Annotated in this window: 23 protein-coding genes; 8 read left to right on the top strand and 15 right to left on the bottom strand. The window is 36.8% G+C overall.

Annotated elements, in window-relative coordinates:
* The first annotated feature begins 591 nt into the window (after positions 1–591).
* The 4 genes from F0161_RS00780 to F0161_RS00765 all read left to right on the top strand — a co-directional run bounded on the left by F0161_RS00780 (position 592) and on the right by F0161_RS00765 (position 4,735).
* Positions 592–1,140, top strand: coding sequence for a KxYKxGKxW signal peptide domain-containing protein (locus tag F0161_RS00780; RefSeq protein ID WP_150203168.1), 549 nt, complete (start codon positions 592–594; stop codon positions 1,138–1,140).
* 150 nt (positions 1,141–1,290) lie between these two features.
* Positions 1,291–1,596, top strand: a complete 306-nt coding sequence (locus F0161_RS00775; protein WP_150203166.1) for a hypothetical protein — start codon at positions 1,291–1,293, stop codon at positions 1,594–1,596.
* A gap of 177 nt (positions 1,597–1,773) precedes the next feature.
* The gene (locus F0161_RS11660; RefSeq protein ID WP_150203164.1) at positions 1,774–3,636 is read left to right on the top strand and encodes a fibro-slime domain-containing protein; all 1,863 of its coding nucleotides are present in this window, start codon (positions 1,774–1,776) and stop codon (positions 3,634–3,636) included.
* 208 nt (positions 3,637–3,844) lie between these two features.
* On the top strand, positions 3,845–4,735 hold the full coding sequence (locus tag F0161_RS00765; RefSeq protein ID WP_137602710.1) for a YitT family protein: 891 nt from the start codon (positions 3,845–3,847) through the stop codon (positions 4,733–4,735).
* 583 nt (positions 4,736–5,318) lie between these two features.
* On the opposite strand, the gene F0161_RS00760 is transcribed toward F0161_RS00765, so the two are convergent.
* On the bottom strand, positions 5,319–6,374 hold the full coding sequence (locus F0161_RS00760; protein WP_150203162.1) for a hypothetical protein: 1,056 nt from the start codon (positions 6,372–6,374) through the stop codon (positions 5,319–5,321).
* A gap of 615 nt (positions 6,375–6,989) precedes the next feature.
* Between F0161_RS00760 and F0161_RS11380 the strand changes: the two genes are divergently transcribed.
* Positions 6,990–7,136, top strand: a complete 147-nt coding sequence (locus tag F0161_RS11380) for a hypothetical protein (RefSeq protein ID WP_170175978.1) — start codon at positions 6,990–6,992, stop codon at positions 7,134–7,136.
* Positions 7,137–7,185: 49 nt separating this feature from the next.
* On the opposite strand, the gene F0161_RS00755 is transcribed toward F0161_RS11380, so the two are convergent.
* The 5 genes from F0161_RS00755 to F0161_RS00735 all read right to left on the bottom strand — a co-directional run bounded on the left by F0161_RS00755 (position 7,186) and on the right by F0161_RS00735 (position 12,380).
* Positions 7,186–7,374: a hypothetical protein gene (locus F0161_RS00755; protein ID WP_137602711.1), complete on the bottom strand. Its 189-nt coding sequence runs from the start codon at positions 7,372–7,374 to the stop codon at positions 7,186–7,188.
* Between the two features lie 20 nt (positions 7,375–7,394).
* Entirely contained in the window at positions 7,395–8,486 is a 1,092-nt protein-coding gene (locus tag F0161_RS00750) for a glycerol dehydrogenase (RefSeq protein WP_137602712.1), read from the bottom strand.
* Positions 8,487–8,610: 124 nt separating this feature from the next.
* Positions 8,611–9,066 carry a hypothetical protein gene (locus tag F0161_RS00745; RefSeq protein WP_150203160.1) on the bottom strand — a complete coding sequence of 152 codons (456 nt, stop codon included), beginning with the start codon at positions 9,064–9,066 and terminating at the stop codon, positions 8,611–8,613.
* Positions 9,067–9,118: 52 nt separating this feature from the next.
* Complete coding sequence (locus F0161_RS00740; protein WP_150203158.1) at positions 9,119–11,968, bottom strand: DEAD/DEAH box helicase; 2,850 nt, start codon at positions 11,966–11,968, stop codon at positions 9,119–9,121.
* A 1-nt stretch (position 11,969) separates the two neighbouring features.
* Positions 11,970–12,380 carry a (deoxy)nucleoside triphosphate pyrophosphohydrolase gene (locus F0161_RS00735; RefSeq protein ID WP_150203156.1) on the bottom strand — a complete coding sequence of 137 codons (411 nt, stop codon included), beginning with the start codon at positions 12,378–12,380 and terminating at the stop codon, positions 11,970–11,972.
* 188 nt (positions 12,381–12,568) lie between these two features.
* On the opposite strand from F0161_RS00735, the gene F0161_RS00730 reads away from it, so the two are divergent.
* Together F0161_RS00730 and F0161_RS00725 are read left to right on the top strand one after the other, a co-directional pair.
* Positions 12,569–13,969, top strand: coding sequence for an APC family permease (locus tag F0161_RS00730; RefSeq protein ID WP_150203154.1), 1,401 nt, complete (start codon positions 12,569–12,571; stop codon positions 13,967–13,969).
* Position 13,970: 1 nt separating this feature from the next.
* Positions 13,971–14,729 carry a M15 family metallopeptidase gene (locus F0161_RS00725; protein ID WP_150203152.1) on the top strand — a complete coding sequence of 253 codons (759 nt, stop codon included), beginning with the start codon at positions 13,971–13,973 and terminating at the stop codon, positions 14,727–14,729.
* A 46-nt stretch (positions 14,730–14,775) separates the two neighbouring features.
* Here F0161_RS00725 and F0161_RS00720 read toward each other — a convergent pair whose 3' ends face one another.
* From F0161_RS00720 to ulaG, 6 genes are read right to left on the bottom strand one after another with little or no spacing between them, the layout of a single operon-like run.
* Positions 14,776–15,639, bottom strand: a complete 864-nt coding sequence (locus F0161_RS00720) for an L-ribulose-5-phosphate 3-epimerase (protein WP_150203150.1) — start codon at positions 15,637–15,639, stop codon at positions 14,776–14,778.
* Positions 15,640–15,644: 5 nt separating this feature from the next.
* Entirely contained in the window at positions 15,645–16,280 is a 636-nt protein-coding gene (locus F0161_RS00715; protein WP_150203148.1) for a 3-keto-L-gulonate-6-phosphate decarboxylase UlaD, read from the bottom strand.
* 10 nt (positions 16,281–16,290) lie between these two features.
* A complete protein-coding gene (locus F0161_RS00710; protein WP_137601704.1) occupies positions 16,291–16,596 on the bottom strand; it encodes a PTS sugar transporter subunit IIB in 306 nt (101 codons plus the stop codon).
* A 54-nt stretch (positions 16,597–16,650) separates the two neighbouring features.
* The gene (locus F0161_RS00705) at positions 16,651–18,159 is read right to left on the bottom strand and encodes a PTS ascorbate transporter subunit IIC (RefSeq protein ID WP_150203146.1); all 1,509 of its coding nucleotides are present in this window, start codon (positions 18,157–18,159) and stop codon (positions 16,651–16,653) included.
* A gap of 21 nt (positions 18,160–18,180) precedes the next feature.
* The gene (locus F0161_RS00700; protein WP_150203144.1) at positions 18,181–18,654 is read right to left on the bottom strand and encodes a PTS sugar transporter subunit IIA; all 474 of its coding nucleotides are present in this window, start codon (positions 18,652–18,654) and stop codon (positions 18,181–18,183) included.
* Between the two features lie 37 nt (positions 18,655–18,691).
* A complete protein-coding gene (gene ulaG / locus F0161_RS00695; RefSeq protein WP_137601701.1) occupies positions 18,692–19,765 on the bottom strand; it encodes an L-ascorbate 6-phosphate lactonase in 1,074 nt (357 codons plus the stop codon).
* Positions 19,766–19,965: 200 nt separating this feature from the next.
* Here ulaG and F0161_RS00690 point away from each other — a divergent pair, with 200 nt between their 5' ends.
* Positions 19,966–21,486 carry a BglG family transcription antiterminator gene (locus F0161_RS00690; protein WP_150203143.1) on the top strand — a complete coding sequence of 507 codons (1,521 nt, stop codon included), beginning with the start codon at positions 19,966–19,968 and terminating at the stop codon, positions 21,484–21,486.
* Positions 21,487–21,542: 56 nt separating this feature from the next.
* Here the strand turns inward: F0161_RS00690 and F0161_RS00685 are convergent, their stop codons facing one another.
* Genes F0161_RS00685 through F0161_RS00675 form a run of 3 tightly spaced genes read right to left on the bottom strand, consistent with a single transcriptional unit; the run spans position 21,543 to position 24,703 of the window.
* Entirely contained in the window at positions 21,543–22,271 is a 729-nt protein-coding gene (locus F0161_RS00685) for an L-ribulose-5-phosphate 4-epimerase (RefSeq protein ID WP_137602256.1), read from the bottom strand.
* 15 nt (positions 22,272–22,286) lie between these two features.
* Entirely contained in the window at positions 22,287–23,171 is an 885-nt protein-coding gene (locus tag F0161_RS00680) for an L-ribulose-5-phosphate 3-epimerase (RefSeq protein ID WP_137601698.1), read from the bottom strand.
* On the bottom strand, positions 23,168–24,703 hold the full coding sequence (locus F0161_RS00675; protein WP_150203141.1) for an FGGY-family carbohydrate kinase: 1,536 nt from the start codon (positions 24,701–24,703) through the stop codon (positions 23,168–23,170). Before F0161_RS00675 ends, F0161_RS00680 begins: the two co-directional genes overlap by 4 nt.
* Between the last annotated feature and the right edge of the window lie 7 nt (positions 24,704–24,710).

Raw genomic sequence — 24,710 nt, 5'->3', positions numbered from 1 at the left:
TATTTATCGATTTAAGAAAAAGATGTAATTGCAATAGAATAAACCCTACTCATTGAGTACAGTTGTTTGTTCTGAATTTGCCGATTACATTTTCAACTTAAATCACTTCCTTTACTTTAGACTTTGAGTATATCGAAGATTATACCGTAACACAACCGTGCACTCGTAATTCACCGCATTCTATAGTATACTGTCAACAGGTTGCCAAACCTCACCAGGTTGAAATACACCTGGTCGCGTGTTTATCACGCCACACTCTAATACTGAGTGTTTAATAACGATCACCCTCGACTAAATATGGTGGTCGTTTTTTTGTGCATTTTTTTTGCAGCATTCTTTCAAGAATGTTGCTTTTTTATTTCAAAAATATCGTTTTTATTGCAAATTCAAAATTTATTTTTAAATTTTTTATAATGTCTAGACCAGCTTGCGAAGTACTGCACAAGCAGTCATCAGAGCACTTTCTTTTTGTAAGTATCATAATAATATTATGATTATTATCACTTTTGGAACATAAATTCATATTTTCTTCACACTTTTTTATTATTCTGGCCATAGCACAAACGTTATGGTTAAAAAGGAGGAAAAATCATGAAAATTCAAGGTGAACAGAAACGAACCAACTACAAGATGTACAAGGATGGAAAAAAATGGATTTTTGCTTGCGCTGTCTTGGCTAGCTTCATGATTGGCGCAACGACGGTTCAAGCTGATGCCGCCCAACCTGCTGCCACTACAACTACTCAGACGACACTCTCGACCAGTCATGCGGTTCAACCCGGCGATATCATTACTGAATATATTCCCGCCTCCGATGTTAATCCTAATTCTGCCAACGAAACGGTTGTTAACTACTATGAAGGACTTTCCGATACTTACACCCAAGATTCGGCTGGTTCTTATACCCCTGTCACTTCTGATCAACAAGTTGACATCGATGCTGCCAGCAATGTCGCTGCTACTTCAACGGCCTATAGCTCAGATGTTGCCGCAATTGCCAGTGCCGCCAGTAGCGGTGATCAATCCATTATCGACGATGGTAAAAACTATAAAGTCGAAACGACTGACGACGCCAGTGCCTTGCCTGCTGGCTTAGACCCTAATCATGTTTATTCTGAAACCATTCGCAATTATTTATAAACTAGTGCTGCCACTGATAATGACACCATTCACACGATTGCCTTTAATGGTACTAATTTCCAGCGCGCGATTGAAGTCAATGGCACGTATTCATTTGTAAACCTGACGACCGCGGAATTGACTGACCTGCAGACTGCACTCGGTCAAGATGTGGTATCAACAGTATCATACAACGGTACTGCCGCCGACCTGCAAGCCGCTTATGATCAACAATCCAGTTATGTAGGGACTGGATTTATCTTAATCACCACCAATGACATCCCCGAAACCACCTACATTGACGTTTCCACAGAGGCCACAACCGAATACGCCAACCCAAATGACGTCGAAAATGAAAGCGGTTACTCATTGGCTAATGTCACCTATGAACTTGGTAGTTATTATACGTATGTACCGGATAGCGATGGAACAGTAATTAAAACACAAATTCAATTGTCTGACGCTGGAAAAAAATAATTTGCCAAATATGTTGCGCGCGACGATTTAGTTGCTACCGACGATGAAGGCCGAAATACTGAAATATACGAAGCCATTCAGGCTGCTGTCAAAACAAATCAATCTTATATAATCATTGATAATGAAGTTTACCTAATTCAAACAGACACAGACAAGAATAACATTCCAACTGATGCCGTGGTTTATGAAGAAGTCGAACCTTTGGTCAACCCGGCGACCGATATGAAAGCTAACGATAAATTGCAAATTATTGATACCATTAATCCAGGAGTGAAAATCAGCATTAAGGATTATTGGCTAGATGCTGAAAAAAATTACGAAGGGACAGGTACGCAGTTAGGCCAAGACCTCCGTAACTTAGGGATCAATAAAGATCACACCCTCAAATTTTCTCCAGGTGGTGGCGGTATCAGTGGTGCTGCTAACTACAACAAATATACAGATGGCAACTCCTATGCTCCCGGCATGGTTGAAACTAGCCTCGGCGCTGACGGCTATCCAGTCTTAAAAGTCGGCAATAAAGAATCTCTCAGTTACCTATTTGACAGTACTAGTGATCCAGCTGGCTATGCTTCCATCGCCGATGCTGACTTGCTAAAAATGTTTGCCAGTGATGGTCGTGGTGGCTATAGCTTCGATAGTGCGTCTAACTATATTTACTTTAATATGGCTACCGGAAACTTTGAAGTTTATAATTTATCCAATAAAGCCGGTAGCTATGGTGGACAAATCTTCCCATTCAATACCGTTGACGACTTCTTTAAAAATGGAGCAGCAGCAGATTTTTCTGCCACACAAGACATTCCTTTAAAGACGACTGGTAACCGAGTTAACCACTACTTCGGCATCTCGATGGAAACTGATTATGTGCAACCAATCGGTGGTATGATAACGGATGCTGAAGGCAATACGACACCCATGGTCTTCAATTTCAGTGGAGACGATGATTTCTGGCTCTATATTGATGGTACTTTAGCCCTTGATTTAGGCGGAACCCATGCAGCTATGACTGGTTCAATCAACTTTATCACTGGTGTAATTACTGCCAAAATTGGGAGCACTACGAGAAATACTAACATGGCAACCATCTTTGGTGCTGATTGGAAGGAAGCTGGCAAGGAACATAAAATGAATATCTTCTATATGGAACGCGGGAATAACCTATCCAACTTGAAGGTGTCCTTTAACTTGCAGATTCCACAATACTACTATGCCACTCAATCAAAGGTTGCAGTCAAAACTACTCCGGGGGAAGAAAAATACGTTTACGCTGGAAATCAGCGGACTTATGCAACCAACGAAACCACTAATTATTCGTTCGCGACCCGTTCAGATTACGGTGTTCGGCAATCAACTGCCGCCGTTCTTTACATCCATCACTTAACTCCCGATGGCAATAAAGAAATTGTGGAAACCGTCTACTTGGATGACGTGAATACCCCTGTTGATTTAACTACCCCAGAAATCCGGGATGAATCAACGACTAATCCTGGCTACGTCCATGTGCAGAGTACTGAGACTAACGATGCAGTTAAAGTTGGTGACATTGCTGATGTCACTGACCGGATTGCTGAATTAGAATCATATGGATTCCAATTAGACAAATATCAAATTGGTCACGGTCGCTTAATCGATCTCGACAGCAACACCATCCCGGTAGAAATCGTGCAACCAATCACTGACGTCTACTTCTACTATGATGTCGAACCAGAACCAGAAAAACCGATTGACCCCGAAAAACCTGTTGAACCAGAGAAACCAGTGGATCCTGAAACACCAGTCGATCCCGAGCAACCTGTCGACCCAGAAGCACCAACTCCAGAAGCTGAAGTCACTCCAACCTCCCCAGTTCCAGTGGCAACTACTCCAGCTAAGAGTTCAGTTAAAGAAGCTCCGGTCACGGCAGCATCAGTTCTCCCTCAAACTGATGATTCTAGTTTCCAAACTGGTCTCTGGGGTGCCATTCTACTGGCCATTACTAACCTATTAGTTCTCTTAAAACTTCGTCGGACAGTCAAAGCAAAAGCAAAGAAAAAATAACTGAAACAATGTAACGTAATTTACGGACAATCAACGTATTTAATAAGTGAACGAGTCAACAGAATTGCGTTGACTATTCCAAACAACAACGACACCATCGCCAGGTTCTGGGGATGGTGTTTTTGTCTGCTTTCAAAACCTGTCGAGCATGTCTCACCCTGTTATCAGTGATATACTTCTTATATAACTAATTTCAAGGAGGCCGCACATGAATAAAACAGCAGAACGCATTCGTTTCCGTGATTTACTCGCTTTTTTAATTGGATCTGCCCTCTACGCGTGGTCATTAATTAACGTGAATATCCCCAACAATTTAGCCGAAGGTGGAATCTCGGGTATAACCCTGATACTTCGGGCATTATTCGGACTGAACCCAGCCTACACAACTTTGATTTTAAATATTCCTTTATTAATCGTCGGCTACCGGCTACTGGGCCGACGTTCAATTATCTATACTTTGTTTGGAATTGTCAGTTTGTCAGCTTGGTTATGGATTTGGCAAATTGTTCCAATGAATCCACCACTACATCATGACGCTTTAATAGCTGCCATCATTGCCGGAATTTTAGGTGGTTTAGGACTAGGACTCATCATGCGCTTTGGTGGCACAACTGGTGGTACCGATGTCGTCGCTCTGGTTTTAGAACGTAAATTAAATATTCCAATGGGCCGCACGATGTTTGTGCTCGATGCTTCCGTTTTACTTTTGTCACTCGTGTACTTAGACATTGTCCACATGATGTATACCTTAATTATGTCGTTCGTCTTTGCTCAAATTTTGAATTTCACCCAAAAAGGTGGTTACTCAGCTCGAGCATTCCTCATTTTTTCTTCCAAATCCGTTGAAATCTCCGATGCAATTATGGAAAAAATGGAACGTGGAACATCACTATTTGATGCCAAGGGTGGTTATACAAAAAATCAACAACAAGTCGTTTACACCGTTGTTGATCCCTCTGAAGTGGCATCAGTCTACGAATTAATCAAAAAGATAGATCCACAAGCATTCATCACCGAAAGTGATACATCTGAGACGCTTGGTGAAGGATTCTCGTTTGCCAAGCCAGATAAAAGTTTGTGGAAGAAAATTATGGGTTAACTCTTGGGGGAGTTTTATTATGAAATATTTAATTTTTATTGTTGAAATCATCGTACCAAATTAATCTTATAAACGAGGCAAACATGTCTGAAGAAACTTTATTACGTGAATATATTTACACAAGAAGCCTTGTCGTCAAGCAAAAAAGATAGCAAAATTGTGTGGAAATGAAATATTAATAAGGATACTGACATCTGTGCAACGGGACTTAACTTTTTCGATAAATCTACAAACGCACACAACTAATAGAAATCACGGAAATCGTGTTTCGTTGATTAACCAAGATAAATTAGAATACCTGTTTTACTATCAGTCTATACCCAAGTACGATACTCATAATCGTTTAAGTATGCCAACTAGACAAAATAGCTTAGTGAAGGCATTAAGTATTTTAAACGTCAATGATCGACTAGCATTCGTAACCAGAATTTCTTTCAATCTCACACTTGCAGAAACTGCCATTTATCTAAATAAAAGTTATGGTTATGCTGCTTATCATTTTTATTCAGCGCGACACATACTCAATAAAGCCATTGCATCTAAAAAAATTTATTATGTAGAATAAGTTACTTGGGTGATTCTATTATTTCGACTCTTGAAAAATTATTTTCCCTGTCGGTTGATTCGATTTATCATCATTCAGGTCAAAATTAAATTGGGAATCATAATCTTTTATCATCCACACTGCTACAACTTGGTTATTCACAATACATCTAATTTTTAGTGGTAATTTTTTCTTTCTATCCTTGAAAAAAATATTATTTTCAGCGCCAACTATGAACATATTTATTATCAGTTTAAGTTTAATTTTTGGTATATCGTCGTTAATAGTAAGAGTAAATACTCTACCAATTATTCCTCCAGTTCTTAGACTAACTACACCGTTTTCAAGTAAATTACGTTTCCCATACAAAATCCAGATAAACGTAGTATAACGACAAAAGATTTGCCAAGCTAACCGTTTTCGAGTCTTTTTCGTTGTTGTAAAATTGTCTATAACATCAAATTCAGTCAGCGGAAATAGCATTTTAATTATAGGTATATTCATCGCGTAAAAAATTACATTTTCAAAAAGTAAGAAAAAGTCCTCAGATACATGTGCTAAATGCTTATATTCAATAAAAATTGATATTACGATATGTAGAACAATTATTATGCCAATAATACTAAAAAAGAAGTCAACAAATTTAACAACACTAATTATGCTTTCACTTTTTGCCACAACTGAAACCAATGTTAAAAAACTTATTATGGGAATCAAAATAAGTTCGATTGGAAGAGAAAAGACAAACTTATTAGCTAAAAATGTATAAATAGAGCTTATTCCAATTGTTCCTATGAGTAATTGGAGTAAATTGTTCGTCTTATATTTTGATTTTATATAAAACCCAGAAACCATAACTGTTAGTAAATAGTCCTTGAGTAGCCACCAGTTACCATCAATTGAGTATATAATAAAACTAACAATGCTTAAAACTAGCAACTGATATATAATAATAAAGGTCAAAACAGGCTGATTTAACAAATTTACGAAGCTGTCCACAATCACGCTTAAAGTATCACTCTTTCGTTCCACAATTAATAAAATAATTACAAAAATAATAATCCAAATGACCGTTGCTATTTCTCTATTACTCATATCTGACCAACTCATCTATAATATTAATTTCACTATGCACATTTTACACCCTTATTTTTAATAACCCGGAATAAAAAAAATATAAAAGGAAAATTATCGATGAATCTAAACATACTAAACACTTTAATTGCGTCATCTTTCGGCCTATTCGGAGTTTTTTTATCAATTTATTATTCCATAAAATTGAACAAATCAACAATAATTTTTCAACAAGAGCTTGAAAAAAAAAGAAATCATCAAATTGTTTGGCAGGAACAATTTCAAACCTTACGGCAATTAGTTGCATGGAGGCATAAGTTAGAGTCTGATCAGTTTCAATCTGCTCTTAATTCCATACCAGCATCTTTTTACGATTCTCCCTCAGTTTTATTACAACTTAAAAACTTTAACCACTCGATAGAAAGTGATGATTCTTCCGACACAAAAACACGATCATTGATTAATTTATTCATCTCAATATATAAATACTTAGACATCGATGTAAATATTGATGAAGAATTAATTCGCCGTACATTCCAAGTCCCGAACAATGATTAAAGTTAATTATTTTTAACACAACTTTTAACTAAATGGCAGTTGCTTATTTCCTAGATTACTTCTTGGGGGAGTTTTATCATGAAATATTTAATTTTTATTGTTGAAATCATCGCAATTCTACTAGTTATTTTTCTGAGCCATTTTAATGTCCTGGAAAAAGTAATTGGCATTGTCATTATTATTGCCCTCTCCCAAATCTGTCATTCACTTTTCAAAGCTCGTTAATTGGTCCCACTTAAAAAGTCAGCATCTTCGTCGATGCTGACTTTTCTGTTTAATTTTTAAAATTGTAATTGAATTCGTCCAAATAATCTTCCAAGATAATCTGCGCTTGGTCATCACCGTTGGCGCCACGACGCTCTAACTCCCTGCGGGCCAAATTGTGCAGCATGCCGGCGGACAAACTACCTGAATAACGAATTTCTTGGTATAAATCAAAATTTGATTGTGACTCAGTGTCCATAATTTTCCCTCACAATTTAATTAATGAGTTTTAGAATATTGATCAACTGCGACAAAGGCATCAGCGACATCGCTGGCGGTAACTTCGAAAGGCATTTGATGAATGGTTTCACCAGGAATGGTAGCTTGTTCACCAACTTTTAATAGTTCCTCATAAGCAATCCCATCGATTTTCAAGTCTGCCAGTGTAGTTGGTAAGCCAAATTGCCGGTTAAAGTTTAAGAACTTGTTGTATTCTTCTTCAGGCACGTTATCTAACATCAGTTCACATAAATAACCGTAAGCGACTTTTTCACCATGCATTAAGCTTTCAATGTCGCCGGTTAGGACGGTCATCCCATTATAAATGGCATGTGCAGCTGCTAAACCAGCACTTTCAAAGCCGAGTCCACTTAACAAAGTATTGGATTCAACAATTGTTTCTAAGGCAGGTGTCACAACTTGGCCTTCCGCCGCAGCCACGGCAGCAGAAGCATGAGCAAATAAATTATCCGCACAGGTTTGAGCGATTGCCAAAGAAGCAAGAGTTTGTTTGGCCCCTAACATCGAATCATTGTGACCACGAGCGACATCTTGGGCTTCAATATTAGTAGCCATTGCGTCAGCAATTCCAGCAATCAATGTCCGAACGGGTGCATGGGCAATCACTTCAGTATCTAACAAAACTAAATCTGGATTCTTTGAATAAAAGGCATAGTCTTTAAATTGACCTTCAGGAGTATACATTACTGATAAAGCAGAACATGGTGCATCGGTTGAGGCCACTGTGGGTAAAATTGCGACTGGTACTTTTAAATGATCAGCAATATTTTTAGCTGTATCAAGAGTCTTCCCGCCACCAAGACCGATAATGAAATCTGATTCATTTTCTTTACCGACAGCGACAACTCTTGCACTTTCTTCATCTGAAGCTTCACCATGGAAAGTAACTTTAGTGACCGTAAATCCTGATTTTTCTAGCGTTGCTTTTAAGTCATTCCCGGCAATTTTCCAAACTACCGAATCAGCCAAAATGATTGGATTCTTGCCGAGTGAGGTTAAATACTGTTTAGGATCTTTAAATACACCCTTACCTTGTACATAATGAGCAGGACTAGCGAATATACGTGCCATGTTAACTACCTCCTAAATTTGTTTGTGAAACTGTTTACAAATATAGTGTAAGACTTATGCTGCAGTTGGGCAAGTTTGAAATAAACAAAAAAAGGCCAAATTACTGGTCTTTTAGGAATACTATTTATTCACCCATTGGTTTAACTTGACCGGTGGCGTAAACCACTAGCGTTTGTCCATCATTTGAATTAACACTGAAGTAAATTGGTGACGACAATCCAACAGACCCATGTGCTGTTGTCCAACCTTTGTCGCCATAATTTTTGGTTAATAATGCTTCAGCCTGCGCTGCAGACTGAATTGGTTCAAAACTTAATGGCTTATTACCATTGGCAGTTTCTTGTGCAGTAATTGCTTCGCGAGACTGGTCAAGTCCAGATGCAGACGAACTCGATGCAGCCGGTGTCGAACTACTCCTTGATGAAGAATTCTTTTTATTTGAACTAGTTGCTTTTTTATTAGATGATACAGAGCTACTGGATGATTTAGAAGAACTATCCTTTTTGTCAGCGCTACTACCACACGCAGTTAAGCTCAATGATATAACTACAATACTAAAAATTCCCAATATTTTTTTCATAAGTACTCCCCCAAGTATTTCATTCATATTATCTTGCTGATTTCATTATCCCTTAGGTATTTTCTGTAATCAACAAAAACTTCTCGTAATTAATTTCTTGATCTAAATCAAAATTAAACTTAATTATCGGTTCAACTTTATCTTTAACTTTGTACTCTTCCTGCGCATAATCATGAATTTTTACATCCCCAATAAAATAGAACCCAGTGCCTTCATCGTCATTCTTCTTGATGAATAATTTAAAACGAGTAACTGGATCTAGCAGCGCTCTACCTTCTTTGCTCGTTAAACTAACATTATGTCGTGTGTACCATTGGAATAGTGTTTGGCTTATGAATTCATCTTCATACGCGATACTTTCATCGATATCATCAGATTTAGAATAAGTGACAAAAATTGGACAATCATTGTTTCTTACACGATAACCGTACAATGTAGAACTAACGTCTTTATCCCAGCTTAATAATCGACAAACATCTTTTCGTGAATACTTTTCATAACGTGTGAATACTTGATCCATTTGGTATCTATCTGCTCTTAATAGGCCAGCATTAATTGCATCAATAAACAGTTTTTCAAATAATTCTTCTTTATCGATTAAATTCAAAATATTGTTCGATAAAGTAAAACGATCACCATCAACTTCAACAATTGGAGCATTTCCGTACTTACTTTTAGCTGCGACAGTGAAGAATTCGAGTGTCAAAATACTTTTTATCGATTTCAAAATTTTATCATCAAAGTAAATACCGCGACTACTCAATTCGTTTTTAAATTCTTGTAGTGAAATCGAATGCTCTGAAGATTTTATTAGCATCTTCAATAGAATCAATTCATGCTGACGTATGCCATTCAATAACTCAATCGACACAAAATTTAAAATCATTTCACCTTGTATTGATAGATGTACGTCTTCTTTCATCTTCAATAAAAATTTATAGTAATTATCAGAACGATTAACTAGGGCTAGACAATCAACAGTTCCTGCACTTTGAAAATCAAATAATAATGGAATACGACCAAGTCTGGCCTTCATCGCTGTATAATCTTTCTTCAACTCTGTAATTGTATCTAAGGCTGTACGATTAATCGTATCGTAGATTTTTTTCTTAGCAATTTCGGAAAAGCTAACGGTTGAAACACCAGAAATTTGTCGAACTGTTAAATCATCGCGAGCATTGTCTCGGCTTCGTGATTTATCGCCAGTCAATGCGATTGGGATTAAATAATTATTCTTGTAGTTTCCAATAAAATCAATCACAGTCACAAATTCTTTATTAGGAGACTTCCGAAGACCACGTCCTAATTGTTGAACAAAAACAATACTAGATTGCGTGTTTCGCAACATAATAACTTGATTCACACTTGGAATATCAATTCCTTCATTGAAGATATCAACTGTGATAATATACTCAATTTCACCATTCTCAAGCTCATCAATTACATGATTTCGATACTCATAATCGTTACTCCCTGTTAATGCTTTAGCAGGATGCCCACGTTTGGTGATCAATTTAGCGATTATATTTGCTTCCTCTGTACGACTGCAAAAAATCAATCCCCGTAATTTTTTACCAGAATACCCGTAATAATTTGATTGTGAGATTACATAATCCACACGTTCATCCGCCACAAGCCATTGCATATTACTAGTCTCAGTGGTTACTTCCCCATCTATTTCATAATCCGTAATTCCTACATAATGAAATGGACACAACATTTTATTTTCTAACGCTTTTTGGAGCCTAATTTCATAAGGTACATTGTAACCAAACGTCTCAAAAATATTGAAATCGTCCATCCGTTCAGGTGTTGCGGTCATTCCCAATAAAAATTTAGGTGCAAAGTAATTTAACACTCTTTGGTAACTTTCTGCCCCGGAACGATGAGCTTCATCAATCAAAATGTAATCAAATTCAGTCGGATTAAATTTCTTCATCCAATTTTCCCGAGATAATGTTTGAACCGTGGCAAATACATATTTTGCTTTGATATTTTTTTCATTACCTGATAATTTACCAAAATCCGAGGCTGGACCACCAATTACTTTTCTAAAACTAGCAATCGTTTTATCAATAATTTGTTCGCGGTGAACAACATATAAGAACTTTTTAGGTTTATAATACGCCACATCAAAGGCACCTAGGAACGTTTTACCCGTCCCAGTGGCAGAAACAATCAAGGCTTTAGTTTCCCCACTAGTTCGTAACGTTCTCAAAGAACTTAATGCTTCTAGTTGCATTGAATTTGGACGAATAATATCGTTATTTTCCGCTGCCTCATCCGCATTAGTGATAGCAGTTCGAGTCTGTTTATTGTATCTAATCGTGTATTGCTTGATCCATTGACTAGTTAATATTTCCGAATTGCGCCAAACATTTTCAATTTCACGAATTATTTTATCTGTTAATTCTCCGTCATTTAATGACGAAAATCGAATATTCCATTCATAATTTCTCATTAATGCAGTTTCGGTTAAATTAGAGCTGCCAATAATTGCAGTTTGATAATTTCCATGATCAAAAATATAGCCTTTAGCATGGAAGTTCGCCTCATTAGTGATATGGACTTCGACATTTGGTAATTTCATCAGTTCTTTAAAAACATCAGGATTATTAAACAAAAGGTAATCTGAAGTAATAATTCTGCCTTTAATGCCCTTCAAACTCAAATCTGCGATCGCAACCTTTAACGATAGCAAAGCTCCCTGCGTTACAAAAGCTACAGCAAAAGTAAAGGCCGTGCAGGTTCGTAATTCTTGTTCAATATACAGCAACATATTATCATCGTCGCTATTATGAATTAATTTGGTGTCAAAATTATCGTAACCAGTCACTGTTTTATCAATAAATCCATTCGCGTTTGAGTGTTTCATTTTAGTTTGTAATTCATTAACATCCATATTAGAAATCAACCTTTGTAAAATCAATTTTTTTAAGTGCTTGAACGGCTAACTTATCGGCATCAGCCCAATTCATTTTTTCTAAATCGTCTTTCTGTATCCATTGTATGTCACTGTGTGCAATTAAATGAAAGTTGTGCGTGTTAAATTTGGCTAAATAGATACTTAAGTTTACGGTACCAAAATCATAAGTAATTGAACTGGTTTCTCCCACCTTGATACCGACCGTGATTTCATCACTAAATTCTTCTTCGATTTCACGCTTCAAGGCTTGTTCGGGCGTCTCACCGGGTTCTATTTTGCCGCCTGGAAATTCCCATAACGATCCTAAAATACGATCCTCATTGCGCTTAGTGGCTAAAACTTTACCATTTTCAATTAATGCCGCGCCAACAACATGAATTTGTTTCATTCCGTGAGCCTCTTTTATCGTAAATATAGTTATACATATTATACTAGAGTTATAAATTCCATGAATAATTATTTAGCTACTTCACTACATTTATCATAAATTTTTGTTTATTTCACCCAATGACCGGACAAACTATCCAACTTATACTAGTTGTAATCAATCGTCACGTTGTTTCTAAGGAGGTCCACATGGATAAGTCATTAAGCAAAAGCATTAGCTATTTTGGGCTAATCGCTTTAGGTGCTGGTGGTGTAATTGGCAGTAGCTGGATTTACACCAATAGTAAATTTTTCGCGATGTATGGCGCTGGCGGTGAAATCTATGGATTGATGGTTGCCGCTGCACTCGCCATCTTGGTTTCGTTATCGTTCGCCGAACTTTCGACCATTTTTACTAAAGCTGGTGGTGAAGTCGTTTATGGTAGTGCTGCCTTTGGTAAAAAAGGGGCACTATTCGCCGGTTGGGCATTGGTGGGGGCTTACATTAGTACCATGGCCTTCTATGTCACCGCTTCAAGTATGTTGATCTCAACTATCTTTCCCCAGATAGCATCCGGCCCTTATTATGAGTTTGCCGGAGTCAAAGTCCACTTTACTGAACTAGCACTTGGCATTGGCATTACGCTATTTGTTTTCATTATTAATTACTTTGGAGCCAAGATTGCTGGTAACATTCAAATTATTTTATTTATTGGTTTGATTGTTTTGGGTGTTGCTTTAATTACCGTTGGTTTCACCCAAGGATCCGTTTCTAACTTCACCCCAGCTTTTAGTGAACATATGAATAAATCTTCATCAATTTTCCGTTTCATCTTACCAGGTATGACCTTCCTGACCGGTTGGGAATCAGTTGCCATTATGGCAGAAGAAGCTAATGTACCGGCCCGTAAAATTGGGTTAGTGGTGATTATCTCAATCGTAATTGCCGCGGCCTACTACATCCTAGTGTTAATGTCTTCGGCCTGGGTTTACCCATGGGAGAAAACCGCAACAATGGAAATGGGAACTATCTCCGCATTTAAAGCGGCTGGCTTCCCGATTCTGAGTATTGCGGCGTACACGATTTCGTTTTTAGGTCTGGCGACCAGTTTTTTAACTTTCTTTTCGTCAGCTCCAAGACTGATTTTTTCCTTAGCTCGACAAAACGTCCTCCCCAGTTATTTCAATCACGTGCATCCCAAATATCACACCCCAACGCGTGCATTATGGGCCACTTTAGTTCTGGTGCTTGGACTGGGTTGGTTAGGTAAAGGTGCGGTCGTTTACTTCCTTGATATGGGTGGTTTCTTAGTCGCACTCGCGTGGTCATTTAATGCCTTATGTCTTCGTAAGATTCGCAAATCTCATCCTGAACTAGTCGGCAAGTTTCGCAATAAGCACTTATTCTGGCCAACATTAGGTGGCGCGATTGCATTGATTATTGCGTTAGCGACTGTGATCCCAGGAACCCTCGTGTCGTTAGTCTGGCCCTATGAATATGTCATTTTAGGTGCTTGGATTGTCATTGGGCTAGTGTGCTACTTCATCACTCGGAAAACTGATGAACCTGTTGAAACTGAGATCGAACAATTAACTCAAAGGACCGATTAATATGGATAATAATTTTAAGAAAACTCCCATCCCCATTCCCAAAGCACCCTGGGATTGGGTGAAATCTCACGAACCCATCATCACTGAAACTCATGAGCCCCTGATTAACGCCGAATTTTTCCCCGAAAAGATTCTCAGTAGTCCTGAATATTATATTCAGCAACTCCCTGGATCCATCCTCCCCATCATGATGCGCAAAAGCGTCTATCTCAAAATTGTTGAAGCCACCAAGCTCTTACCTGACGGTTATAAGTTCGTCTTACTTGATTCTTGGCGCTCCAATGAAACTCAGCTCAGTCTCTTCAATTCCCTCAAAGAACAATTACGTGCTGATAACCCTAAATTAAGTGAAGCCGAGCTCCTCACGCGGACTCGCACAACGGTTGCTCCACCTTCATCCGACCCACTGAAACCTTCTCCTCATAACACTGGTGGTTCAGTCGACCTAACCATCGTCAACCAATTCGGCATCCCCCTTGAATTCGGCACACCATTTGATGATTGCACAAAAAAAGCCCGCGCAACCTATTATGAAGAAAAGCTCGAAGCCGATGAAAAATTAACTGATTTAGAAATCTTATATATGGAAAATCGACGGCTGTTATATCACATCATGACTAACTCCGGTTTCACTCACTACTTCGATGAGTGGTGGCACTTTGATTATGGTAATCAAAACTGGGCCTGGGTCAGCGGTCACGATAAAGCAATCTATGGTCCCACTAAACCAGTATTCGTATGGAATGATCCGATTGGATAAAAAATAAAACTTACATTTTTGTGTAAGTTTTATTTTTTACATAATTTTAATTTTCTATATTTAATCCTGCTTTGCTTAATAATTCAGTCACAAATGTGTGGGCTTTAATCATTAAATCAACAGCATTATCATTTTTTTCTGACCACATTTCAACTGTTAAAGTGCCGCTATATCCAATTCGTTTGAGCGTTTTAAAGAGCCCGAAGAATTCGACATCTCCCTCACCAAAAGGTACATTTTTAAATTTACCTGGCGAGGTACTTGTGACGGATAAAGTATCTTTAACATGAACAGATACAATATTTTCAAGCCCCTCAGCTAAGTCTAAGCTTGGAATATTTTCAGGCCAAGCTGATATATTTCCTAAGTCCGGGTAGGCTTGCAACCATGGTGATGAAATCTCTTGTTTTATTTCTCGAATTTTAGCAATTGAGTTAATGAACTTGTCATCCATTGTCTCTATCGCTATCATGACTTGATTCTCAGATGCAAAATTTACAACTCTGCGTAGGTTTTCAATGAAGTTTTCGCGTGTTAACAACGATTTAGCAGCATAATATTCGTCATAACCAGCAATTTGAATGTTTCGTATACCTAAATCTTTTGCCAAAATTATGGCTTTTTGGCAAATTTCATAAGACTTATCATATATTTCAGCGTTTGCAGAACCTAGTGGGAACTTTCTTAATGCAGAAAGCATCATAGTATCAATTGGTACTCCTGTAGTAATGACATCTTCAACTAGGCTTAAACGTTGCCCTTTTGTCCAATCTAGCCTGGATATTCTGTCTTCAGTTTCATCAATTGACAATTCAATAAATGAATATCCACAAGATTTTGCACAATTTAACTTGTCAAACCAACTTAGTTCAAATGGCAAAGATTTTTCATTTATACCAATTTTAACCATAATAATTACCAGTATTTCTTTATTTCTTCTTGAAAGGCCTCAGCAGCTGCTTTTGGATTATCTTGTCCCGTAATAGCTCTGCCGGCGATGAATGTATACACCGGAACACCCTCGAATAACTTAATTGTGTCTACATTTAATCCACCAGTAACTGAAACCTTAAAGCCAAGCTCAATAAATCCTTTAACAATGTCCAAGTCTTTTTTACCCCAAACTTCTCCTGCTAATAAAGCATCTCGACTCTGATGATAAATAACTTGTTCAATCCCAATTTTTTTCCATTCTTTTGCCAAGTCCCAATTCCATGCACTATATAGTTCAACTTGAATTCCACTCAAAACCGATAGGGCTGATTTCATCGTTGCAATTGTAGCTGAATCAATGACTGTCATTAAATCAGCTCCCGCATCTTTTGAATTTTGTGCGACAGTCGATCCTGCATCAGCACATTTTGTATCTGAAGCAATAATTTTATCAGGAAACATTTCTCTCATCACACTTATGGCTTGCTGGCCTGCTTGTAATTCCAGAATAGTGCCAACCTCCACAATATCAACTACTGGTCCGGCTAAATGCGCAATTCTTGCAGCATCGGCTAAAGTATTTTGATCTAGGGCAATTTGTAAATTAGGTTTTGTCATCTTCTTAACCTCACTTTTTAAATTTTTCTTCAAAGTTTGTTTCTTCTTGAATTCGTTTAGTAATTTCAGGTTCACTCATAACATTCTTAACTCCAACAACTTTAACTCCTTTTGCTTCTGCATCAGCAAACATTTCTGTAAAGTTTAAAGGTGTAAAGACAGCATCGTACTGGGCAGCTGTAGACTTGCCTTCCGAGATACTAGTATGATTAATTTCAGTAATTGGGATACCCAGTTTTTTCATTGATTTTTGAACACTTTTCATCATCATTAAGCTTGTTCCTGATCCATTTGCACAAGACACTAGTATTTTCATAATAATAAGCTCCTATCTTTCATTTCTATATTTAGCAATTTGTAAAATAATTATTTATTTTTTTTTAGCTTCTTTATAGGCATCATAATCTTCAACCATCAAGAAATAGTTTTTCGGATCTTTTCGATATTGAATTTGTGGAATAATTATCAAAATCAGTGCCACAACTGCAATACCAAAGTATCCTAGGTACTTCAGGATGACCGTAAATGCTGGCCAAAGTGTGTCCCAATCGAACATGCCAAGGTATCCTCCGAATTTAGACATTCCAATCCAAGTAGAAATAAGTGCTGCTCCACAAACTTGAATTATTCCAGAGAAGAAAGGTAATATCATTGCTGCCTTTGCACCAGATCTATTGTTGGCAATAACTCCAAAGACCGCATTATCAAAGAATAGAGGAATAAATCCTGCAATAATAATCGTTGGAGAATGGAACAATATTAGAGCACCAATTGCCAAAAATTGTCCTAAAGCTCCAAATAAGAAACCAATTGTGACAGCATTTTGTTCACCAAACGCAAATGTTGCTGCAACATCAATACCAGGTACCGAATTTGGAAGAATAGTATCACTAATTCCAGTGAAACTCTCAGTAAGTTCCCCAACGAAGGTACGTACTCCTAATTGTAGGATTGCCAAATTAACAGCGAACCCTAATGAAGTTGTAAGAATATAGAAAAAGAAACTGGCTTTAGGTGCTAATCCCGATACTCCATCAGACGATGCGTAAACTCCGCTGAAATAGCTTTTACCCAAAACTAACATGATAATTCCAAAGAACATGAACATTAAGATTGCGGTTGCCACCATGTTTTCGTTAAAAATTTTTAAAAAGCCGGGGAGTTCAACATCTTCAAGCCGTTTGGCCTTCTTTTTTCCTTCGCCCTCGTTTTTGCTTTTAAATTTATCAGAAATCCACGCAACTAACGCAATACCAAACATTTGTTGGTGCGCAACGGCAAAACCCCCACCGTCAGTCAATTGTTGTACTGGTTTGATTGTTAAATTTGATCCTACCGCCCAATACAATCCTAGTAAAACGCCCATAACTAGCAAGACTTCAATGCGATTTAAACTTGGAATAGCAAATAATAAAATCCAAAATCCCGTTGCTGCTTGCTGAACTTGTACATTACCAGTTGTAAATACCGCGCGCATTTTTGTGTATTTTGAAAACCGCACTAACAAAATATTAAATACAAATGCAATAAGCAATAAAATCATTACATCTCCGAATGATCGTCCAAATGTCTTCATAACACCATCTGTCACGGCATTTTGCCCAAAATACGGATCAATAACTGTTGCCGTTAAATGGAATCTATCCTTAAGTCCAGTCAAAATTGGTCTAAAACTGTTAACCAATCCATTTGACCCAACCATTAAAATCATGTAACCGACTGTCGCTTTTAAAAATCCTGCCAAGCATTCATAAATTGGCTTTTTTTCTAATAAGTATCCAATTAATACAATAAATCCAATCATGTATGCAGGTTGGGTCAATATATTACTAGCAAAGTAACTCCAAACCGCAAATATTCCATCCAGTACAGTTTTCATTTTGCAACACCTCACATTTCATTAACTTCCAGCAGTTTCAAAGTCCCTCATAACATGTTCATAATCTTCCATCGTTTCTATACCCGACAGTGCCTCAATCATTCCTTCTGTCAGCAATAATTCCATTAAATCTTGAATATTCTTTAAATGTTGTTCTTCATCCTTTGCAGCCAGTGTAAAAAATAATTTCCCTTGTTTTTCCGGATTATCTTTTTCAAACGAAACAGGTTCCTCAAATTTTGAAAAGCTTATGCCAGTATCAAGAACGCCAGGTCCAGTTGCAAGAGCGTGTGGCATCACAACTCCCGGCACAATAACGATGTACGCTCCATTTGTCTCAACATTATTAATTATTTCGTTAACGTATTCTTCAGTGATAATATCCTTACTAACCAAATTTTCACTTGAAATCTTTAAAGAGTCTCGCCAATCTTTCGGTTGATCTTTGTAGATTCTAATCAAGTCATTATCATAAAAATAATTCAACATGCTCAATTTTTACACCTTCATTTCATTTTAAATTTACATTTTTCTACAAGAAGGATGTAAACGGAACATCGTTCTCATGTGTAAATACATCCTTGAAACCTCGATTATAATGGAATTGAATTTTTTCCTTATCTTGTGGATACGTGTAACTTCCACCAACTTTCCAAACAAAGGGATGAAACTTGTAATCTAGAGTATCTTTTTTCATCTGCCACAATTTCACAATTTCTTGTGGATCTGCATCAAAATTTGACCAAATATCATAATGTACAGGAATAACAACATTTGTTTTTAAATCTTCAGCAGATCGTAGAACATCAATTGATGTTACTTTATCTGTAATACCTCTGGGATTCTCACCATAGTTGATTATTTCTACATCGACCTTATTTTCATTACCATGCTTTGCAAACATATTTGACATATGTGAATCCGCTGCATGGTACAAATTACCACCCGAAGTCTTGAACAAATAATTGACGGCTATTTCGTTCATATCCTGTGGTAAATGACCAGCAATCTTTTCTTCTTTTGAAACAGTGAGTAATGCAGTGCGGTCAAATGCTTCTAATGCTTTGATTGTAACTGACTTAACTTTAACTTCATCACCAGGATGAACTACGATGGTTCTGTCTTCAGGAACACCCCAGCCTTTCCAAATATCTACTACTGCTTGTGGACCTATAAACTTAGTGTCAGGACCACTATTTTGCAAAACCGCAGCAGCAGTATTAATGTCCAAATGATCGGAATGGATATGTGTAACTAGCAAAGCATCAACGTTTTTGACTGCGTAAGGGTCTATGACAAATGGTTGGAGCCGTAAGTTAGGTTGCATCTCCCGCACGCCACTCATTCTCATCATTTGATGTCCATCTTTCATGAGTCCATTCCCATGAGTTTGCTTGCCAGTTCCGTTCCATAAGTCAACTAAAATATTGGTATCCTCATGTGTTTTAAGCCAAACACCATTATTTGCTAACCACCACATTCTAAAATTGCTTTCAGGCACAACAGACTTTTCAATTTCTTCATTTAACCAAGTACCCCATTCTGGAAATGTATTCTGAATCCAATTTTCTCTTGTTGCCTCTTGAATATTTTTAGGTTTAGTCATAATTCAATTACCGTCCTATTTAATTATTCCAATAAACTGTATGCGCTTACATGTCTTGGTATAGATAAATAATATGCCCACCTATAATAAAAAAACAGTACCATTATCCCCCTTAGTTAACCGTTTCATGAGACTGTAAATGAAAATGGTTACATTGTATAATATACATGGGGTTTCATATCAGCAAAGGGGAGTTTTAAATGCAGTCTTCGAATTTAAATTATTCAAAATTTATAAAATATGTTTCTTCACACACAACTTTGCCACCTGTTGAAACTATTTCACATGAATTGAATTTACCAAAACGATCTATCTATTCTTTGTTACAACAAGCGAATAATGAGCTTCGTATAGTACATCAAAATTTTTTATTTCCTAATGAAAAAATTGAAAACGCACAGATAACTTTACTTACAACCAAATTAGTAGATTATGAAAATGACAATTATATTGTGTCTGCAGAACGACAATTATTGATGGATGTCCTAATTACATTGCCTTCACAAAAATGGACCTTAGCCAAATTCCAAGATTTATTTGGCATGTCAAGGAACACAATTTTGCGTGATATATCCGAGTTAAAAAAAAGAAACCAATTTAAACCAATCTTCTCAAAAAAAATTGGTTTTGAATTTCATGAGCCACTGTATAAACGTTTGGTTCACTTATATGACAATCTAAATTTACTACAATATAATTCAAAGCTAATTGAATGCTTCTTCACTGCTCAAAAAGTTAAGTTCTCTGAATCTCAATTTTTTTCAGTCAGCAATAAGCTAAGAGATATTTATAATAATTACTTATCCAAACAAATTTCAACTTATGATGCAATTGCACTTACATTATTTGGTATTTCATCCGCACTTTTCGATGCATATTTCACCGACGAAAAAGATAAACTTTTCCCTGCAAAAGATGCTGCAAAATTTATGATTAGGAAAGAATATATCGTAATCGAAAAGTTCTCACAAATATTAGCTAGCAATTTAAATGCAACGGTTTCGATGGAAGCAAAATTATTTTTAACACTTCAATTATTAAGCGTGGCAAAGGAAAGCGATGCACACTTTAATGCTGATGATTTTCAAGATTTATTAATATTAAGTCAGAAAATCACTACAACGGTTTTAGAATTATCAAAAATCTCAGCAACTGAAAATGAGATTGAAAATTTAATCAAGGAAATACAAACCCAATTGAAGCCCTTTTGGTATGCTGTAAACTATAAATCTATATCAAAGTACAACTATTTATATAAAGATAGCGAATTCGAAGGCTATGTTACAAAATCATTGGATAACCTTGATACACTTCCTCTGTTTAGTCATTTATTCCCATTCGGATTACTTCCAGAACAGATTACAATTCTGTCAATGATTTTTTATAATTTTGCTCAGCAAATAAAACCAATTTCTTCAGTCCGAATATTATTACTTTCCTCACTACCAATTTACAGTCAAAATTTAATCTCAACTATTTTACGTCAAAATCCTATTCCGATTACATTAAGCACTAAAAATATCCAAGGCGAAAGTGAGTATGCCCCCAACCCCCATGAGCGTGAATTTACAAATTTTGATTTGATTATTACAGAATCCGCTGGGGTAAATGCTTCAAAGCCAATTTTTTTAATAAATCAAATTTTGAACGATTCAGAATTTGATCGTTTAAAAGATGTTGTTTATCACCTTTATTATGAAATTATCGACACTGAAAAATAATCTGCATTTAAAAAACACATTTGCTAAAATTGGCAAATGTGTTTAATTATTTTCGATTAGTGTTTTGCGTGATCTTTTGACTTAGCGTTATCTTGACCATAGTATGCGTTAGCACCATGCTTACGATAATAATGCTTGTCTAAGAGATATTGTGGTACATGGTTGTCTGAATATGGATTTAGCATCAATGTATGGTAGTTCATTTCAGCAACAACTTCCAACACTTTAGCGTTATGAACAGCATCCGCTGCATCTTTACCCCAAGTAAATGGACCATGTTGGCTAACGAGAACTGCAGGGACAGCATCTGGATCAATTCCGCGTTCTTTAAAAGTCCGAACAATTACTTCACCAGTATTTAGTTCGTATTCGCCTTCAATTTCATCCTGTGTCAAAGCATCAGCGGCTGGAACATCCCCGTAGAAAGTATCGGCATGTGTTGTACCAAATGCTTGTACATCTTTTTTAGCTTGTGCAAATGAAACTGCCCAAGGTGAATGTGTATGAACAACTCCACCAATATTAGGAAAATGATTATACAAATACATGTGAGTTGGTGTATCACTTGATGGGTTCATGTCACCTTCGACAACTTCACCCTTTAGGTTAACAACGACCATATCTTCAGGACGTAATTTGTCGTAATCAACACCAGAAGGCTTGATGACGAATAGACCAGATTCACGATCAATCTGAGAAACGTTACCCCAGGTAAATGTAACTAAGTCCAGTTTAGGTAATAACATATTTGCGTCATAAACTTTTTGCTTTAAATCTTCAAGCATACTAATCCCTCCAGATTAATTTTTCAAAATATCGAGCACTGGTTCTTGAGTAATACCAACTTCATCAAATAAATTATCAAAAAAGTGTTTTGCTTCTTTAACCTGCTCAATTGAATCAACTTCTGATCCACACCACATTTCGATTGTGAATCCTCCAGAATATCCTAACCTGTTTAACGTTCTAAGGCAACCTTCAAAATCTACCGTTCCTGCACCAAAGGGAACGTTTTTAAATTGTCCTTTTGAAGTGGCGGTGACTGGAAGTGTATCTTTCAAATGCACTGCGGCTATATTATCAATATTATTTTCAAGTTCCTTAGCAACATCATTTTCAGGCCAAGCAGTTAAATTACCAAGATCTGGATAGCTTTGCAGCCATGGGCTTCTAACTTGAGTTTTATAATGTGCAATTTCAGAAAGAGAATTTATAAACGAATCATCCATCGTCTCAATTGAAAGCATCACGCCTTTTTCCTCGGCCATATGCACACATTTCTCTAAATTTTCTACATATAGTTCTCTTGAGTTGACAGACTTGTCTTCGTAAAATACATCATAACCTGCCATTTGGATATTTCTGATACCCAAATCAATTGCCAAATCCACAGCCTTTTGCATCATCTCTAAAGACTTATTTCGAATATTTTCATCTTTCGATCCTAATGGAAATCTTCTATGGCCTGATAGCATCATAGTATTAATTCTAACGCCTGTTTCCCACATGTCATTTCTAAAACTCTCTCTTTGCTCACGGGTCCATTCAAGCCTAGCCAATTTTTCATCACTTTCATCAATTGAAAATTCTAAAAAATTAAACTTTAATTCTTTAACCAGCTCAAACGTTTCACGCCAGCTCAATGTGTTTGGTAAGGCTTTTTCGTAAATACCTAATGAATTCATTCTTGCTCAAGTCCTTCCTGCATTGTTTTTAAATCTCGCCACGAATTATCCAAACTATTCAATAATTTTAGATACATTTGATACTTTTGGTCGTAAATTGCAGACTGTTTTGAATTAGGCAATGTCTCAGAACGCAAATGAACCATTTTTTTAATTGCAGTCTCAATATTGGGATAAACACTGCTCCCAACTGCTGAGCCAATTGCACCACCTAAACCACCGATTTCGGTAGCTTCAACAAGTTGTATCGGAATATTCAATATATCAGAGAACATTTGTACCCAAGCTTTAGAATTGGTTCCCCCACCGGAAAGTCTAATGGCCTTTGGCTTGTGATCTAAAACTTTTACAAGTTGTTCAATATGATATCTGTGTGCGAAAACTATTCCTTCGTATACCGCTCGAACCATAGCCGACTTAGTTGTACTGCTTTGAATTCCAATGTACGCTCCTTCTGCATCTGGATTCACATTTGATCCATATAAAAAAGGAAAAAAGATTACTCTTGAGAATTTAGCATCTGTATGATTCAAAAAATCTTCTAAAATATCATAAATACTTTTGTGATTTTCGTTTGCATTTTTTATTTCTTCGGACATTAAACTTTGCAATGTCATTTCAAGATTTCCTGCCGATGTTGCGCTTGATGCCTCGACTAAATTTGCACCCGTTGGATAAATAGAATTCATCAACCCAGAATCTTTGTTTGCACTTTTATTCGACGCAAACACGTTGATATTCCATGTTCCTGCTATGACACTAAAGTAATCTTCATTTAATACTCCAGTTCCAACTGAGCAAGCGTCAATATCAAACATTCCTCCAAAGACCGGTATTCCAGCCTTTAAGCCAGTCTGTGAAGCGGCTTCGACTGAAACGTACCCACATAATTCGTCGTACTTTTTTAATGGAGGCATTTTGTCATACATTTCAGTAATCCCAAAGAATTCAAATAATTTTAAATCATACTTCTGAGTTTCCAAGTTTAATATATTATTTCCGGACGCATCTCCAAATTCCTGGAATATGTCACCAATCAGCTTTGTCCTCACGAAATCCTTCGCTGAAAGCACATAGCCAATATTTGAATACACATCCGGTTTATTATTTTTCATCCAATTTAATAAAACTGGAGATTGACTTGGCAAAACATGCTGACGACTTATCGAAAATATTTTGTCTACATTATTTTCAAAGCCAGTAGCCAAATCAACAGCTCTGGAATCAGTTGACAGTATCCCATTAGCAAATATTTGTTTATTTTTATCTAACATATATAGGCCTTTACCATGGCCAACACATGAAATACCAGCGATTTGTTCCGGGTCAATATCAGCATTACTGATTGCTTTTTTTATAGCATCACAAATGGAGTCCCATAAATCATGTAAATTTATTTCATGAAAACCTGAAGTTTCTTCAATTCGCATTGTAGGAAATGCAAACACTCCAAGTTGTCTTCCATTCTCATCAAATACTATTGCTTTGGTATTTGTACCACCATTATCAATAGTTAAAAAATACTTATCCATAAATTTT

Origin of the sequence: Paucilactobacillus nenjiangensis, assembly GCF_008632615.1 — a bacterium.
GTDB lineage: Bacteria > Bacillota > Bacilli > Lactobacillales > Lactobacillaceae > Paucilactobacillus > Paucilactobacillus nenjiangensis.
The sequence above is the reverse complement of the archived record's forward strand: the minus strand, read 5'-3'. Positions and strand labels throughout refer to the sequence as shown.